The sequence below is a fragment of the Pacificispira sp. HM-600 genome (assembly GCF_977993705.1).
The window spans coordinates 261,550-278,243 of record NZ_OZ388079.1; the positions used below are offsets into that span (position 1 = coordinate 261,550).

Here is a 16,694-nt window from a genome sequence, read left to right on the forward strand (position 1 = left end):
GACACTCAGCCCGCGTCGGGGTCGAGCGCGTCGAGCGCTGCCGGCCCCTGCGTGACGAGCAGCCGGAACTGTTCGGCATCGATGATCCGAACCCCGAGCTCTTCGGCCTTGCCGAGCTTCGAACCCGCACCCGGCCCGGCTGCGACGAAGTCCGTCTTCTTCGAGACGCTCGACGCGGACTTTCCTCCCGCAGCAATGATCGCCTCCTGCGCACCTTCGCGGGTGTAACCCTCGAGAGACCCGGTCGCGACGACGGTGATCCCCTCGAGCACACCGCCCTCGACGACCGCGGCACCCGGGCCCGGGTGTCCAGGAGTCGCGAGCTGAGCGCCCGAAGCGGTCCACCGCTCGACGATCTCGCTGTGCCAGTCGATCTCGAACCAGTCGATCAGAGCGTCCGCGATGACGCCTCCGACGCCCTCGACGGCGGCCAGATCTTCTCGCGACGCCTTGCGGATCTCGTCAACGGAGCCGAACCACTGCGCCAGAGAGCGCGCCGCGACCGGACCGACGTGGCGGATGTTGAGCGCGACCAAGAACCGCCACAGGTCCTTCGTCTTCGCCTTCTGCAACTCCTCGAGGAGCGTGATCGCCTGAGCGGATGGCTGAGGCCCGGTCAGTCCCTGCTTCTTCTCGGCGGACGACGGATTGCGACGGAACGGCGCGCGGCGGACCCTCTCCCCCGTCTTGTCGTCGACACGAGGCTCACCCGTTTCGGAATCGCGAACGACGACCTCGATGGGGACGAGCTGCTCGAGGGTCAGCTCAAACAACCCGGCCTCGGTCTCGAGCGGCGGAGTGGTCGGCGAAGACGGTTGCGTCAGAGCCGCTGCCGTCACCTCGCCGAGCGCCTCAATGTCGAGGCCGCCGCGGGATCCGATGTGCTCCACACGTCCTCGCACCTGGGCGGGGCACGCGCGCGTGTTCGGGCACCGCAGGTCGATGTCGCCCTCTTTCGCGGGGGCGAGGGGCGTGCCGCACTCGGGGCAGTCCCTCGGCATCACGAACTCGCGTTCGGTGCCGTCGCGCAACTCCACGACGGGCCCGAGCACCTCGGGGATCACATCTCCCGCTTTGCGCAACACCACGGTGTCGCCGATGAGGACGCCCTTGGCACGGACGACATCCTGATTGTGGAGGGTCGCTTGGCGCACGACTGAGCCCGCCACGCGCGCCGGTGCCATGACCGCGAACGGCGTGGCCCTTCCGGTCCGTCCCACGGAGACCACGATGTCGAGCAGTTTCGTGTTGACCTGCTCGGGCGGGTACTTGTACGCGATCGCCCAGCGCGGCGCGCGGCTCGTGGCGCCCAGCTCATCGTGCAGCACGAGCTCGTCGACCTTGACCACGATTCCGTCGATCTCGTGCTCGACATCGTGGCGGTGCTCGCCGTAGTGCTCGACGAACGCCGTGACACCGTCGATAGAGTCCGTCGTCTGGAAATACGGGCTCGTCGGAAGCCCCCACTCCTTGAGCAGAGCGTAGATTTCGCTCTGCGAGTCGACGGGCGGGCCCTCCCACGCTCCGATGCCGTGCACGAAAAGGCGGAGCGAGTCGAGGCGCGCCTGCCCGGCTTCGAGCTCGAGCCCGTCCTTCTTGTCGAGTTGCTGGCGTAGACCACCGCTCGCGGCGTTCCGCGGATTCGCGAACGCGGGGAAACGACGCTCCGCGCTGGTCCGTGCCTTTTCCTCGTCGAATGCGCGAGAGCGTGCGCGGGTCTCTTCGATCGCACGATCCCGCATGTTCGCCTGTAGCTCGTTGAGTGCCGCGAAGGCGGCGACGGGGATGAAAACCTCCCCGCGGACCTCGACGATCGGCGGATGCCCCGTGCCCGCAAGCCGTTTCGGGATCCCATTCACGCGCACCGCGTTGAACGTGACGTCCTCACCGATCCGTCCATCCCCGCGAGTCGCGGCCGACGTCAACACGCCGTTCTCGTAGCGCAGGCTGATGGCGAGGCCGTCGATCTTCAGCTCGGTCAACCACCGCACGGCTCGGCCCGCGCCCGCCTGGGCCTTCGCGCACCACTCCCGCAACTCATCAAGCGAGAAGACGTTATCGAGGCTCAGCATCCGCTCGGCGTGTTCGACCGGCGCGAACTGCGTCCCCTGAGCGGCACCGACCGTCAGCGTCGGCGAGTCCTGGCCTTGCAACTCGGGATAGAGCCGCTCGATCGCCTCGAGCCGATGCATCCAGCTGTCATAGGTCGCGTCATCGACGAGCTCGGCGTCGCGTCCGTAATAGGCATCCCGCGCTCCGAGAATCTGCTCGGCCAGCGTCCGGGTCTCATCGCGCGCCTGCTCGAGAGTCAGGTCGGGAAGTTCGGATGCTTCGGAATCCACCGGTGCTTCAGCTGCCACCGGTTCAGTTTAGGTTCGACCCCCGACATCCGTCCTCGCGTTCAGTGCGGGCTTGCCAGCCCCGCTTGACGCTCCCCCACCACCGGTCCGCGAACGGACGCGACCGTTCGAGGACGACGAAGGGGCGCTCGACGGCTCGGATGCGAGAGGGAGCGGATCCGGGAAGGCTCAGATGCGAGAAGGCTCAGCTGAAGCGGGTCAAACGCCCGCGGGCACCGCGGAGACCGTACGGTCGATCGTGAACTGTCCGAGCACGCGCGTGCCGGCGTACAGCACCGCGGTCTGGCCAGGCGCGACGCCATCGAGAGGAACGTCCGGACGCACGACGAGCCGCGGCATCCGGTCACCATCCCCGTCTGAACCCGCCACGAAACTCAGCGTCGCGGGCACGGGATCCGCATGAGCACGGATCTGAACATGGCACGCCAGGTCCGACCCGACAGATAGAGCAGCGGAACCCGCCCAGGTAAAACGGTCGCCCGAAATCTCGCCAATCGCGAGCGCCTCGCGTGGCCCGACGACGACCGTGTTCGACACGGGACGCACCTCGAGCACGAAGCGCGGCTTGCCATCCGCCGCCGGAACCCCGAGCGAAAGCCCGCGGCGCTGCCCGACCGTGAACGCGTGGGCGCCCTCGTGCGCGCCGACGACGGCACCGGATGCATCGACGATGTCGCCGGGTGCCGTACCGACGCGATCGGCCAGCCAGCCGCGCGTGTCACCGTCGGGAATGAAGCAGATGTCGTGACTGTCGGGCTTCTGCGCGACGGTGAGTCCGCGCGCCTCGGCTTCGGCCCGCACGAGCGCCTTCGAAGGCGTCTCGCCGAGCGGGAAGAGCGTGTGCGGCAACTGCTCGGCCGTCAGAACACCCAGTACGTATGACTGGTCCTTCGCGGCGTCGCTCGCGCGGTGCAGCTCGAGTTCGCCGGATGCTCCGGGCCGAACGATCGCGTAGTGCCCGGTGACGACGGCGTCGAAACCCAGGTCGAGAGCCTTTTCGAGCACAGCCGCGAACTTGATCCGCTCGTTGCAGCGCATGCACGGGTTGGGCGTGCGTCCCGCGGCGTACTCGTTGACGAAGTCTTCGATGACGTCGTCGCGGAAGCGCTCCGAGAAGTCCCACACATAGAACGGGATGCCGAGGCGATCCGCAGCGCGACGGGCATCCATCGCGTCCTCGATCGTGCAGCATCCGCGGCTGCCCGCACGTAGCGTCCCGCCGGCCCGGGACAACGCGAGGTGCACCCCGGTGACGTCGTGACCCGCGTCGACCGCGCGCGCCGTAGCCACCGCGGAGTCCACCCCGCCGCTCATCGCCGCCAAAACACGCATCCGTCGATTCTACGCGGGGCTCGCCGCACGCGGTCCGGGCCCGCTCGTCGAACCGCTCCCCTGGCACTTGTTGGGGCCAAAAGGCACCCGAAACCACATCTACTGCCAGGCGAGCGGTCCGGTCGGGCCGCAGTGCCCCGATCAGGCGCGCGGGGTGCGGGACGACAGCCCCGCGCGCCGGGCGCGGTCGTAGGCCGCGGGAAGGGCGCCGAGAAGCGCCTCCACGTCCGCCCGTGTCGACGTCCGCCCGAGCGTGAGGCGCAGCGCCCCGGCGGCAACCTCCGGCGCGACGCCCATCGCGAGAAGCACATGGGATGGTTCGGGCACACCCGCTTGGCACGCCGAACCCGTCGACACGGCGACACCCGCCGCATCGAGCAACAAGAGCAACGAGTCGCCCTGCGCTCCGGGCAGAACCACATGCAGATGCCCGGGCAGGCGATCCACGTCGGCCGCTGAGACCACGATGTCGGGAATCGTCGAGCGCAGACGGTTCTCGAGCGCGGCGCGCAGGGCGGAAACACGCGTCGCCTCAGCCGCGAGCTCGGCCACGGCGAGCTCGGCGGCGACCGAAAAGGCCACTGCGCCCGCGACATCCTGCGTCCCCGCGCGAAGACCCCGCTGCTGCCCGCCGCCGTGCAGCAAGGCCTCGAGAGTGACGTGGCGCGACACGACGAGGGCTCCGACCCCGACCGGCCCGCCGACCTTGTGCGCCGAAACACTCAGCGCAACGAGTCCAGCACCGCCGCGCGCATCCGCACGCAGTTCGCGGAACGACAGCGGCACGTGTCCGAAGGTGCCGACCGCGTCGACGTGCAGCGGAACGTCGGCGTCCGCGGCTGCGGCGGATGCCTGGGCCACGGGCTGTAGCGAGCCGACCTCGTTATTGGCGCCGAGGAGGGTGGCCACAGCGGCGCGATCCTCCGCAAGTGCCGCGCGCCACGCGTCCAGGTCCACCCGGGCATCCCTGTCGACCGGCACCCATCGGGCCTCCGCCTGGCCGCTCGACTCGAGCCAGCGGACGGTGTCGAGCGTCGCGTGGTGCTCACCCTCGGGCGCCACGACCAGATTCCGCCCGGTCGCCGCGCGCCGCGCCCTCAGCAGGCCAACGATGGCCAGGTTGATCGATTCGGTGCCACCCGATGTGAACACGACCTCGATCGGTTCGCAGCCCAGCGCCGACGCCAGCCGATCGCGGGCGTCTTCGAGCAGTCGCCGCGCATCTTGACCGGCGCCATGGATGGACGACGCGTTGCCGACGATCTCGGATGCTTCGATCCACGCCGCACGCGCCTCGGCCCGCAGCGGGGTGGTGGCCGCATGATCCAGGTAGGCGCGGTCGAGGGGGGCGTTCACCCCACAACTCTCACATACGGTCGGACCCTTCGGCAGGCTCAGGGGCCGACGCGAGACGGTCGCTGAGCTTGTCGAAGCGACCCGCCCGACACGTGGCATCCTTCCAGCCATCGCCCCGCGTAACGCGCCGGACTCACGTGCTCATTAGTGTTATCCCCATGGTCATCCCGACACCGACGACCGACGCGCGCCCTGCACTCCTCTCGACCGCGCTGGACGACCTCGGCGTCACGTATACGCACGAGGGCGGTTGCCTGCGTGTGTGGTCGGGCCACGCCGATGGCATCGACCTCGTCGTCTTCGACGACACAGACCTCGACTGGATCGTCGAGACCCTCCCCCTGCGGCTCGTCGGCGGGTCGGTGTGGGAGGTCACGACGCCGTTGCTCCGGCCCGGCACCCGCTATGCCATCCGGGTGAGCGGTCCCGCAGGTCCCGGCAACACCTTCAACCCCCGCACCCTTCTGCTCGATCCCTACGCCCGCGGACTCGTGTCCGGCGGGTTCAGCGACTGGCGCTCGGTCGCGCTCGACGGTTCCTTCGACTGGGGTGGAGTCCAGAAACCCCGCGTACCCCTCGATCGGACCGTCATCTACGAGGGACACCTCAAGGGTCTGACCAAGCGCCATCCCGCGATCCCGCCAGCACTGCACGGAACCTACGCCGGGCTCGCCAACCCGGCGATGATCGACTATCTCGTGGGGCTCGGCGTCACGAGCGTCGAGTTGCTGCCGGTCCACGCATTCGCGAGCGAACCGCGGCTGCACCAGCTGGGGCTCAGCAACTACTGGGGCTACAACACCCTCAACTTCTTCACCCCGCATGCCGCCTACGCCACCGAGACCAGCCGTCGCGAGGGGCCCGAGGCGATCCTGCGCGAGTTCAAGGGCATGGTGCGCCTGCTGCACGAGGCCGGACTCGAGGTCATCCTCGACGTCGTCTACAACCACACCGCCGAAGAAGGTGTCGGTGGTCCGCGCTCGAGCTTCCGCGGCATCGACAACCTTTCGTACTATCGCCAACTCGACGACGGCACCTACGTCGACGAGACGGGCTGCGGCAACGCGGTGAACACGGCGACGGATGCCTCGGCCCGACTCATCCTCGATTCGCTCCGCTACTGGGCGAACGACCTGCACATCGACGGGTTCCGTTTCGACCTCGCCGCGACCCTCGGTCGTGACGCGCAGCACCACTTCACGCCCGATCATCCCTTGCTGCAGACGATCCTGGACGACCCGGCACTCGCCGAGGTCAAGATGATCGCCGAACCGTGGGACGTCGGTATGGGCGGCTGGCAGACCGGAAACTTCGGCACCGGCTGGAGCGAGTGGAACGACCGCTATCGCGACCGCGTCCGTAATTTCTGGCTCTCGGACGTCGATTACGCCCGACGCGCCTCGACGGCCCCGGTCGGGATCGGCGGTTTCGCAACACGCCTCGCCGGTTCGTCCAACACGTTCTCGCACGAGCGTGGGCCGCTCGCGAGCGTCAACTTCGTCACCGCCCACGACGGATTCACCCTGCGCGATCTCGTCTCATACGACGTCAAGCACAACCTCGCCAACGGCGAACAGAACCGCGACGGGGCCGACACCAATCGCTCGTTCAACCACGGCGCAGAAGGCCCGACCGACGATCCGCACATCCTCGCCACGCGTCGTAAGGCCATGCGGAATCTGCTCGGCACGCTCCTGCTCTCGTCGGGCATCCCGATGCTCACGGCCGGGGATGAATTCGGCCGGACGCAGCGCGGCAACAACAACGCGTACTGCCACGACTCGGCCCTCACCTGGTTGTCGTGGGAACACGCCGGCTGGCAGACGGATCTTCAGGAGCACGTCCGCCGGCTGATCGCCCTGCGCGGTGAGAACCCCGCCCTCCGGCCGAGCCGGTTCGCGGTTCAGGATCGGCCGACTCCGTCGGCATCCGTCATGGACTGGTTCGACGAGAGCGGTGCGATGATGTCCATCGATCGGTGGACGAATCCGGCGCACAGGACGATCCAATACGTCGCGGCGTCCACCCCAGAACACGAGGCCTTCAACCGGATCCTGCTCATGGTGCACGGTAACGAGTCCCCCATCGACGTCACGCTGCCGGATATCGAGGGCGTCACCCGTTACGTCGAATTGTGGTCTTCGATCGATGAGCGCCCGAGCGACACCGAGCAGACCTTCGCACCCGGCGACATCGTGCCGCTGCCGGGCACATCGATGCGGCTCTTCCGCGCCGAATAACACCCTTCGACGGACCGCGCAAGGCGTATCCTCACCTCGGCATGCAAGGTAGGTTCGGGGTGTGGCTGCCCCTTCAGTGAATGCTGTCCCCCGAGCGTGGCGCAGTGCCGCCGCTCTCCCCGTCCGCCCCGCCAGCGCGTGGCCCGATGAGCACATCACGGCTTCCGGCCGCATCCCGATGTTCCAGCCGCGACCCTCCGTGCCGGGCGATCAGTATCGGCCGAAGGCCTACGCGACCGAGGTCGTACCGTTCATCGTGACCGCGTTCCGTGAGGGGCACGACCGCATCGGCGTGCACCTGCGCCTCTTCTCCCCCAGCGGCGACGAATCGCTGCACCGACTCACCGCTCTCGAGGACGGATTCGACCGCTGGCAGGTGCTCGTCGCCCCCCTCGAAGAGGGCGTGTGGACCTTCCAGTACGAGGCGTTCGCGGATGAGTACGCAACCTGGCGGCACGCCGCGAGCCTGAAGATCGCCGCGGGTGTCGATGCGCCCCTGATGCGCCGGATCGGGTCCGATCTGTTCGAACGTGCGGGACGCGAACGTACCCGGCCAGCCGCGGAGCGCCGTCTGCTCCAGACATCCGCTGCCCGTCTGCTCGACCCCGAGGTCGCGGATGAGGACGCGCTGGGAATCGTTCAGGATGCCTCGATCGCCGTGTCCTTCGCGGCCCGCCCGCTCGCCTCGCTCGTGACCGTCGGCGCGACACGAGAACTGCTCGTCGAACGTCGCCGGGCGGGCGTCGGCGCCTGGTACGAGTTCTTCCCGCGCTCGGAAGGCGCCAAGCGGCTCAAGGACGGGCGCGTCAAGAGCGGCACCTTCCGCACCGCGATGAAGCGCCTGCCGGAGGTCGCAGCGATGGGCTTCGACGTGCTGTACCTGCCCCCGATCCACCCGATCGGCGAGACGCACCGGAAGGGACGCAACAATTCGCTCGTCACCGAGCCGGGCGACCCCGGGTCGCCCTGGGCGATCGGCGGCGCCGCGGGCGGGCACGACACCGTCCACCCCGATCTCGGCACTCTCGCCGACTTCCGCGCGTTCGTGAAGGCTGCACGCGCCGAGGGGATCGACGTCGCACTCGACTTCGCCCTCCAGGCCTCACCCGATCATCCCTGGGTGACCGAGCACCCGGAGTGGTTCACGACACTGCCCGACGGGTCGATCGCCTACGCCGAGAACCCTCCGAAGAAGTATCAGGACATCTATCCGATCAACTTCGACAACGACTACGAGGGCATCCGCTCGGAGGCCCTGCGGGTCATCCGGCACTGGATCGCTCAAGGCGTCGAGATCTTCCGCGTCGACAATCCCCACACCAAGCCGTTGAAGTTCTGGGAGTGGCTGATCCGCACCGTGAACGCGGAGCATCCCGGGGTTGTGTTCCTTGCCGAGGCGTTCGCGCGCCCGGCGATCATGCAGGGTCTCGCGATGGCGGGATTCCAGCAGAGCTACACGTACTTCACCTGGCGCAACACCAAGGAAGAGCTCGAGGAGTTCCTGACCGGGCTGGCGACCGAGACGGCCGACTTCTTGCGTCCGAACCTGTTCGTCAACACCCCCGACATCCTGACCGAATACTTGCAGTACGGCGGCAGGGCCGGCTACAAGACCCGTGCCGCGATCGCCGCGACGGCTGCGCCCACATACGGCGTCTACGCCGGGTACGAGCTCTACGAGAGTGTGGCCCGACCGGGGTCGGAAGAGAACCTCGACAACGAGAAGTACGAGTACAAGACGCGCGACTGGGCCGGTGCCGAGGCATCCGGTGACTCTCTCGCGCCGTATCTGCGGATGCTCAACCGCGTGCGCAACGAGCATCCTGCGCTGCAGCAGCTGCGCAACCTCCGCACCCATTGGAGCGACGACGAGGCGATCCTGGTCTACTCGAAGCACCTCGACGCTGCCCTCTCGCCGACCGGGCAGGCAGACACCATCATCGTCGTCGCGAACGTGGATCCCCATTCCGCCCGCGAGACGACGGTCTATCTCGACACGACCCTCTGGGGCGTCGAGCCCGGGGCGCCCTTCGAGGTCGAAGACCTTGTCACCGGTGCCGTCTGGACCTGGACCGACCGCAACTATGTCCGCCTCGATGCCTTCGCCGAGCCGGTACACATTCTGAAGGTGAGGAGCCCGCGATGACTGTCGTATCTCAGAACGATCTAGATCTTGTTGCCACGGGATCCCACTACTCGCCCCACAGCGTGCTCGGTCATCACGCGGGTCAGGATGCCTCGGGCCGCGCGATCACCACGATTCGCGTTCGTCGTCCCCTCGCCGAGACCGTGACCGCCATCACGAACGGTAGTGAACGAACAGCGCTCGAGCACGTCCGCAGTGGGATCTGGGAAGGTACCCATCAGGGAGCCCCGGTTCCCTATCTCATCGAGGCGACCTACGCGTCTGCGCCGACGTGGACCGCCGACGACCCCTATCGCTTCACCCCGACCGTCGGCGACCTCGACCTCCACCTGATCGCCGAGGGCCGGCACGAAGAGCTCTGGCGTGTGCTCGGATCTCACCTGCGTGACCACCAGGGTGTGTCGGGCACCTCCTTCGCCGTCTGGGCCCCGAACGCACAGGCGGTACGCGTCGTCGGTGACTTCAACGGCTGGGACGGCCAGAGCCATCCGATGCGCTCCATGGGCGGGTCGGGCGTGTGGGAGCTGTTCGCTCCTGGTGTCGGTGAAGGCTCGGCCTACAAATACGAGCTCCTCACGAGCGACGGACGCTGGATCGTCAAGGCAGACCCGATGGCGCGCTGGGCCGAGGTCCCGCCCGCGACCGCGTCCGTCGTGACGAAGGCCCGCCACCTCTGGCAGGACGACGCGTGGATGCAGCGACGCGCCCGCACGACGCCCGTCGACCAGCCCATGTCGGTCTACGAGATCCACCTCGGATCATGGCGTCCGGGTCTCACCTACCGCACCGCGGTCGACGAGATCATCGGGCATGTCACCTCCCTCGGCTTCACTCATGTCGAGTTCCTGCCGCTCGCCGAGCACCCGTTCGGCGGATCCTGGGGGTATCAGGTCACCGGGTACTACGCGCCGACCAGCCGGTTCGGCACGCCCGATGACCTGCGATACCTGATCGACCGACTGCACCAGGCCGGCATCGGAGTGATCATGGACTGGGTGCCGGGCCACTTCCCGAAGGACGAGTTCGCCCTCGCCCGGTTCGACGGGCGCCCCCTTTACGAGCACCCCGACCCCCACCGCGGCGAGCACAAGGACTGGGGCACGTACATCTTCGATTACGGACGCCGCGAGGTTCGCAACTTCCTGGTCGCGAACGCCCTGTACTGGTTCGAAGAGTTCCACGTCGATGGGCTGCGCGTCGATGCGGTCGCCTCGATGCTCTACCTCGACTACTCGCGCAACGAGGGTGAGTGGACCCCCAACATCCACGGCGGACGAGAGAACCTCGAAGCCATCGGGTTCCTGCAAGAGGTCAACGCGACGGCGTACAAGCGCTACCCGGGGATCGCGATGATCGCCGAGGAGTCGACGAGCTACCCCGGCGTAACGGCCCCGACCGACCAGGGTGGCCTCGGGTTCGGGCTCAAGTGGAACATGGGCTGGATGAACGACACGCTCCAGTACTTCGGGCGCGATCCCATGTACCGCGAGCACCACGAGGGCGAGATCACCTTCACCTTCGTCTACGCGTTCAGTGAGAACTTCGTGCTGCCGATCAGCCACGACGAAGTTGTCCATGGCAAGGGCACGCTCGTGTCACGGATGCCTGGTGACCACTGGCAGAAGCTCGCGAATGCTCGGGCGTTCCTCGGATTCCAGTGGGGACATCCGGGTAAGCAACTGCTATTCATGGGGCAGGAGTTCGGGCAGATCTCCGAATGGTCCGAGGGACGTTCGCTCGACTGGTGGATTCTCGACCAGCCGTTGCACGCGCAGCTTCAGGCCTACGTGTCGGTGCTCAACGAAACGTATCGAAAGCACGCTCCGCTCTGGGCGCGCGATCATGACGGCGAGGCGTTCCGGCGGTTGTTCGGGGCTCATCACAACCCGAACGTCGTGGCATTCTCGCGTGCGGACTGGCACGGCAACACCGTGGCCGTGCTCTGCAACTTCTCGGGCGTGCCCGTGCACGACTACGACATCGAGCTACCCGAGGCCGGGGTCTGGACAGAGATCCTCAACTCGGACGCCGTCGAGTACGGCGGGTCCGGGGTGGGCAACTTCGGAGCGGTCAACGCCTCGGCGACCGGCGAAGGCGTGGCGCGTGCGCAGGTCACGCTGCCGCCCCTCGGCGTCGTCTGGCTGCACCACTCACGCTGAGACGGGCGTATCGACGCGTCGCTGCGCTCGCTCAACGAGCACACGCCGCTCGTTGAGCGAGCGCAGCGAGTCGAAACGCAGCCGTGCGCCTAGAAGAGGAGCGATGCCAGACGACTGCGCGCGCGGATGACGCGGGGGTCGGGGTCGCCGATCAAGCCGAAGAGCTCGAGCAGGCGCTCCCGGACGGGCGCGCGCTCGTCGTCGGGCAACGCGGCGAACAGCTCGAGGAGGCGACCGAAGGCGTCGTCGACGTGTCCCCCGGCGATGTCGAGGTCGGCGACCGCGAACTGGGCCGCGACATCGGTGGGCGCGGCGGCCGCGGCAGCGCGCGCCGCTTCGAGCTCGAGGCCCGTGACCCGGCTGAGCAGGCGAACCTGCCCGAGCCCGGCGCGAGCGTCCTCGTCCTTCGGGTTCTCGACGAGCGCCTGCTCGTATGCCGCGATCGCAGCGTCGTAGTCGCCCTCCTCGATGGCGGCAAACGCCGGTGCGTGCAGCGGCGGAAGCGGCGGCTCCGTCGGCTCCTCGTGGGGTTCGGGGACATCCGCTTCGTCGATCGTGAGCGTTCCCGTAACCCCGTTCTGCGCCGCGAGCTGCAGAAGCTGAGCGAAGACCTCGCGAACCTGCTGCTCGGGAACCGCGCCCGTGAACAACGGCACGGGCTGCCCAGCGACGAGTGCCACGACCATCGGGATGGACTGCGCACGGAAGGCCTGCGCCAGCTGGGGGTTCGCGTCCACGTCCACCTTGACCAGCACGAGACGGCCGGCGAGCTCGCCGATGACGGACTCGAGGATCGGGCTCAGCTGCTTGCACGGTCCGCACCACTCGGCCCACAGGTCGATGACGACCGGCACTGTGCGGGACAGCTCGAGGATTTCGCCGAACGTCTCGTCCGTCGCGTCCCGGACAAGGCCGACTGCGCCTGCCGCGGCCGGTGCATCAGCGGGCGCCGGGGCCGTGCCAGGGGCAGGCGGCTGAGGACGGTTGCGCAGCGAAGACAGGTCGACGGCGCCACGGAGGATGGCACCTGGATTAGCGTTTTGACTCATTGGATGACTCCCGCGCTGAGGATGTTCGAGGCGTAGCCGAGCAGACGGATCTGTCCGCCGTCCGCCTGGTTCGGTACGTAGAAGAAAAGCTGGTCGGAGAAAATGGTCTGGAAACCCGAGGCCGAACTCGCCGTGCCCGCGAGCGCCTCGACCGTGGGGTTGCCGTCGAGCTTGATGACCGCGTCGCTATTGGTCGGCTTGACGGTGTCGGTCTCGGTGAGGCTCACCGCGACGATCGCACCCGATTCGAGAGTGGCCAGGCCGACGGCAGGATACGCGCCAGCGGCGGACGAGAAGGTGAGGCTCCCCGTTTGAGCACCCGTCTGGTTGAACTGCTCGAGACGCGTGCGGCGATCTTCGGCTACCTTCACGCGGAACTGGTCGCCGTCTTCCTCAAACAGCGAGGCGAAAGTGCTGTTGTCGCCGTTGTTCAGGACGTCTGCGTAGGCAGCGGCAATTTCCTGGGGCTCGAGAACCAGGAAGGATGAGTCGGGCGGAACCAGGACCGAACCGATCGTGGCGGGGGCGACACCGCCCGGGAACTCGGCGGATGCCGCGAGGTTCGCCAGGTAGGTCAGCTTGTACTCGGACCAGGGGTCGTCCTGCGTCAGCACGGCGACCGTGGGGGCTACGGTCGTCTCGCCCTCTTCGCCGACAACCGTCATGAAGGTGCGCGGCCAATCGTCGTACGCCTGCGGCAGGACGATTTGCAGCGGCTCGGTCGGGATCGCGGGCAGCGCGGGGTGTTCTGCCACCTTGCTGCGGATGAGATAGTTCGCCTTGCGCTCATCCAGCACTGCGCCGGCGAGGCGCGTGGCCGCGAGATCTCCGTCAGCCGCGACATCGGCCTCGGAGACGGTCTGAGCCACCTTCGCGAGGATGCGCTTCGCCTGAGTCTCGGTGACGGCCGGCGCGTCCTGTTCGTCGGCGTCGAGGAGGGTCGCGGTGGGCGACGGGGTCGCCGAAGGCCCGAGCTGCGGCCACGACGCGGCGGTGCAGCCGGTGAAGAGCAGACCCGCAAGCGCGAGGCTCGGAATCACGATGAAGCCCCGAGTGCCACCGCGCAGAGCTCGGCGGGACGGAGTTCCCGAACTGATCACACCCTTCGCCTCGGCGTCGCCGGCGGGGATCGTGTCGAGAGGCTGCGTCACGGGTTGCGGGATGCCCTTGCGTCGCGGGCCGCGTGAACGACGCGCGTGACGGATACCGAGCAGATACAGCAGCAGGCCAAGCACCATGAGGATGCCTCCGGCCACGATCAGCGGACCCGCCCAGGGTGTCGAGTTATCCAGGGGCCAGCTCAGTTCAATCGTCTCGGGAGCCGCCGCCGTGCCATCCGAAGCCAGCAGCACGCTCATCGTCTCCGGAATCTGCAGCTGCGCCGTGAGGGTCCCCTCGTCGGTGAACTCGTCCAGCCACAGGTCAGAACCGGCAGGGTTCCGCCCCGGGGCGTCCGTCGACGTTTCCGCAGACGCATCCGTTGTCGCGTCGTCCGTGGCGCCGTCGCCCTCCGCGCCCGTCTCCGGAGCGGCAGTATCGGGAGCGGCAGTATCGGGAGCGGTAGCTTCGGGTTCGACGACCTCGGGTTCGACGACCTCGGGTTCGACGACCTCGGGTTCGACGAGTTCCGTCACGATCTCGCCCGTGTCGTCGAGCGTCACACGCGTGTAGGAGACCTCGGAGAGCCAGGCGGTGACATCCGCCGTGCGCCCGTACGCGGCATAGACAGGACCGGAGTCGGCTGTCGCCGTCATGGTCTGCGAACCGGGCAGGCTGGTCAGCACCGCACCGTCGATCAGCGTGTAAGGAAGCGCATCTTCCGTGCTGATCTCGGTCTCGGTGGTCTCAGCACCAACGAAAACCGTTCGTTGAGCGATACCCGCACCGATCAGTACGGCGGCGAGCACGAATGCCGCGACAGCCCAGACAAAACGCAAACGAAAACTCCTCCATCGACGCGCCCGGGAGAGTTTCGGCGCGGAAGCGGACATCCCAGACTACCGAAGTACGCCTGAATGTCACCCGCACGCGCGTAAAGCGCCGGATCCGAGCGCGGCGCACGTATTCTGACGTGACGCGCGTCGGGCGCGTCGCAGCCGGAGGTGCACGTGAAGATTCACAACCCGTTCCGCGTCGCATTTATCGCGACGCTTGGCGTGGGGCTCGGGATTGTTCTGATCTCGAGTATTCAGACTCTCTCGACAATCTTGTTGTACGTCGGCACGGCGCTCTTCCTCTCACTCGGACTCGAACCGGCGATCTCGTTCCTCGAGCGACGGCGCATGAAGCGTTGGTTGGCGGTGCTCATCACGGTCGCGGTGATCTTGGCGGCGTTCACAGGGATCGTCTTGATGATCGTGCCGATCATCGTCGATCAGATCAGCCAACTGGTCGTGTTGATCTCCGATGCCCTCGACGAGGGAGTGGAGCCATTCCTCGAGGACTTCCGGGCCTGGCTTGGCGGCGTCTTCCCCTACCTCGACGTCGATCGTGTGCTTCAGTACGTGACCGAATGGGTGAATTCGCTCGATTTCGCGGCGATCGGCGAAAGTGTGATCGCGTTCGGAGCGGCCGTTGTCGCAGGAATCGCCGGCGGATTCATCGTCATGATCCTCACGATCTACTTCACCGCTTCTACTCCGAACCTGAAAGCAGCGGTCTATCAGCTCGTGCCCGCCAGCAGACGAGCCCGGTTCATCGATCTCGCCGAGCAGATCACCGACTCTGTCGGGTACTTCGTCATGGGCCAGCTCAGTCTCGGTTTGACGAACGGCGTACTGAGCTTCATCTTCCTATCGATCATCGGAGCGCCGTTCACCGCTGTTCTGGCGGTGGTCGCCCTCCTGTTCTCGATCATTCCCCTCGTGGGAACTTTGACGGGATCAGCGATCATCGTGCTGACCTGTCTGCTGCCCGGCGTTGGCTCGCCCGGTACGGCCCTCGCAGCTGCGATCTACTACCTGATCTATATGCAGCTCGAGGCGTACGTCCTCGCACCGCGCATCATGAGCCGCGCGGTCTCAGTGCCCGGCGCGGTTGTCGTGATCGCGGCCCTCGCCGGTGGTTCGTTGCTGGGACTGCTCGGCGCGCTCGTCGCGATCCCGGTGGCCGCCAGCATCCTGATCATCTACCGCCAGGTTGTCATCCCGCGCATGAACGAGCTGTAGGCGGCCGCTCCGGGCAGACTAGAGCGGGCCGTCCCACTCCGTAGCAAGCGGCAGAGCCGCGGGATTGACCGCAGCGACGATCTCGGTCAGCACACGCCGGGTCTGCGTTTCGCCGACCCACAGGTGCCGACCGCCCTCGACGGGAACCACGACGATGTGCGGGATCGGCGCGAAACGCTTCACCGCCGCATCCGGACGCAGGTAGTCGTCGAGTTCGGGAATCACCGCGATAAGGGGGCGCTCATCCCCCGCCCACGCCGCGAGTTCGTCGTCGCTCGTTCGGTGCAGGGGCGGCGAGAGCAGAATGACGCCCGCGATGTCATGATCGCGGCCGTACTTCAGGGCGAGCTCGGTACCGAAGGACCAGCCCACCAGCCACGGATTCCGCAAGCCTCGCTCGCGCACGAAGTCCATCGCCGCGGCAACGTCGAAGGCCTCGTCGTGTCCACCATCGAACGATCCCTCGCTCGTCCCCCGCGGCGACGTCGTGCCGCGGGTGTTGAACCGCAGCACCGCCAGATCGGCAAGCGCCGGCAGGCGACCCGCAGCCTTGCGCAAAATATGCGAGTCCATGAACCCGCCAGCGGTGGGAAGCGGATGCAGCGTCACGAGCGTCGCGACCGGTTCGGTCGACTGCGGGCGGGCCAACTCCCCCACCAGCGTCAGTCCGTCCAACGTGCGCAGCTCGATGTCTTCGCGACGAGCGGGCAACTGGAGCGGTCCACGTATCTCGGTCAAGCGATCCTCCAACAGTGCGTGTGCCAGTGTCGCCGAGCCGCGAGATCAGCCGCCTCACCGAGCACGCCGTCCGCGCGCCAGACGACGAGGTGCGCGGTGTGTGCAGCGACCGGCCGCCCACAACCGGGACAGGTGTACGACTTCACG

10 protein-coding genes are annotated in these 16,694 nt (G+C 67.3%); 4 read left to right on the forward strand and 6 right to left on the reverse strand.

Annotated elements, in window-relative coordinates:
- Positions 1–5: 5 nt before the first annotated feature.
- The 3 genes from ligA to ACXZ1E_RS01255 all read right to left on the reverse strand — a co-directional run bounded on the left by ligA (position 6) and on the right by ACXZ1E_RS01255 (position 5,048).
- The gene (gene ligA, locus ACXZ1E_RS01245; protein WP_458041667.1) at positions 6–2,360 is read right to left on the reverse strand and encodes an NAD-dependent DNA ligase LigA; all 2,355 of its coding nucleotides are present in this window, start codon (positions 2,358–2,360) and stop codon (positions 6–8) included.
- Positions 2,361–2,558: 198 nt separating this feature from the next.
- On the reverse strand, positions 2,559–3,692 hold the full coding sequence (mnmA, locus tag ACXZ1E_RS01250; protein WP_458041668.1) for a tRNA 2-thiouridine(34) synthase MnmA: 1,134 nt from the start codon (positions 3,690–3,692) through the stop codon (positions 2,559–2,561).
- Between the two features lie 141 nt (positions 3,693–3,833).
- Positions 3,834–5,048 carry a cysteine desulfurase family protein gene (locus tag ACXZ1E_RS01255; RefSeq protein ID WP_458041669.1) on the reverse strand — a complete coding sequence of 405 codons (1,215 nt, stop codon included), beginning with the start codon at positions 5,046–5,048 and terminating at the stop codon, positions 3,834–3,836.
- Positions 5,049–5,206: 158 nt separating this feature from the next.
- On the opposite strand from ACXZ1E_RS01255, the gene glgX reads away from it, so the two are divergent.
- The 3 genes from glgX (at position 5,207) to glgB (ending at position 11,593) form a co-directional block, all read left to right on the forward strand.
- Complete coding sequence (gene glgX, locus ACXZ1E_RS01260) at positions 5,207–7,288, forward strand: glycogen debranching protein GlgX (protein WP_458041670.1); 2,082 nt, start codon at positions 5,207–5,209, stop codon at positions 7,286–7,288.
- A gap of 61 nt (positions 7,289–7,349) precedes the next feature.
- Positions 7,350–9,434: a maltotransferase domain-containing protein gene (locus ACXZ1E_RS01265; protein WP_458352018.1), complete on the forward strand. Its 2,085-nt coding sequence runs from the start codon at positions 7,350–7,352 to the stop codon at positions 9,432–9,434.
- Complete coding sequence (gene glgB / locus ACXZ1E_RS01270; protein ID WP_458041671.1) at positions 9,431–11,593, forward strand: 1,4-alpha-glucan branching protein GlgB; 2,163 nt, start codon at positions 9,431–9,433, stop codon at positions 11,591–11,593. Before ACXZ1E_RS01265 ends, glgB begins: the two co-directional genes overlap by 4 nt.
- 89 nt (positions 11,594–11,682) lie before the next feature.
- Here glgB and ACXZ1E_RS01275 read toward each other — a convergent pair whose 3' ends face one another.
- Positions 11,683–12,642 carry a tetratricopeptide repeat protein gene (locus ACXZ1E_RS01275; protein WP_458041672.1) on the reverse strand — a complete coding sequence of 320 codons (960 nt, stop codon included), beginning with the start codon at positions 12,640–12,642 and terminating at the stop codon, positions 11,683–11,685.
- Complete coding sequence (locus ACXZ1E_RS01280; protein ID WP_458041673.1) at positions 12,639–14,579, reverse strand: glycosyl transferase; 1,941 nt, start codon at positions 14,577–14,579, stop codon at positions 12,639–12,641. Before ACXZ1E_RS01280 ends, ACXZ1E_RS01275 begins: the two co-directional genes overlap by 4 nt.
- Positions 14,580–14,750: 171 nt before the next feature.
- On the opposite strand from ACXZ1E_RS01280, the gene ACXZ1E_RS01285 reads away from it, so the two are divergent.
- Entirely contained in the window at positions 14,751–15,809 is a 1,059-nt protein-coding gene (locus ACXZ1E_RS01285; protein ID WP_458041674.1) for an AI-2E family transporter, read from the forward strand.
- Between the two features lie 18 nt (positions 15,810–15,827).
- Here the strand turns inward: ACXZ1E_RS01285 and ACXZ1E_RS01290 are convergent, their stop codons facing one another.
- A complete protein-coding gene (locus ACXZ1E_RS01290; RefSeq protein ID WP_458041675.1) occupies positions 15,828–16,547 on the reverse strand; it encodes an alpha/beta hydrolase in 720 nt (239 codons plus the stop codon).
- Positions 16,548–16,694: the final 147 nt, after the last annotated feature.

What these genes read in the sequence shown, in the direction of transcription:
- mnmA (WP_458041668.1), bottom strand. Translation starts at nt 3,692, where the DNA reads ATGCGTGTTTTGGCGGCGATGAGCGGCGGGGTGGACTCCGCGGTGGCT.
- glgX (WP_458041670.1), top strand. Translation starts at nt 5,207, where the DNA reads ATGGTCATCCCGACACCGACGACCGACGCGCGCCCTGCACTCCTCTCG.
- glgB (WP_458041671.1), top strand. Translation starts at nt 9,431, where the DNA reads ATGACTGTCGTATCTCAGAACGATCTAGATCTTGTTGCCACGGGATCC.
- ACXZ1E_RS01275 (WP_458041672.1), bottom strand. Translation starts at nt 12,642, where the DNA reads ATGAGTCAAAACGCTAATCCAGGTGCCATCCTCCGTGGCGCCGTCGAC.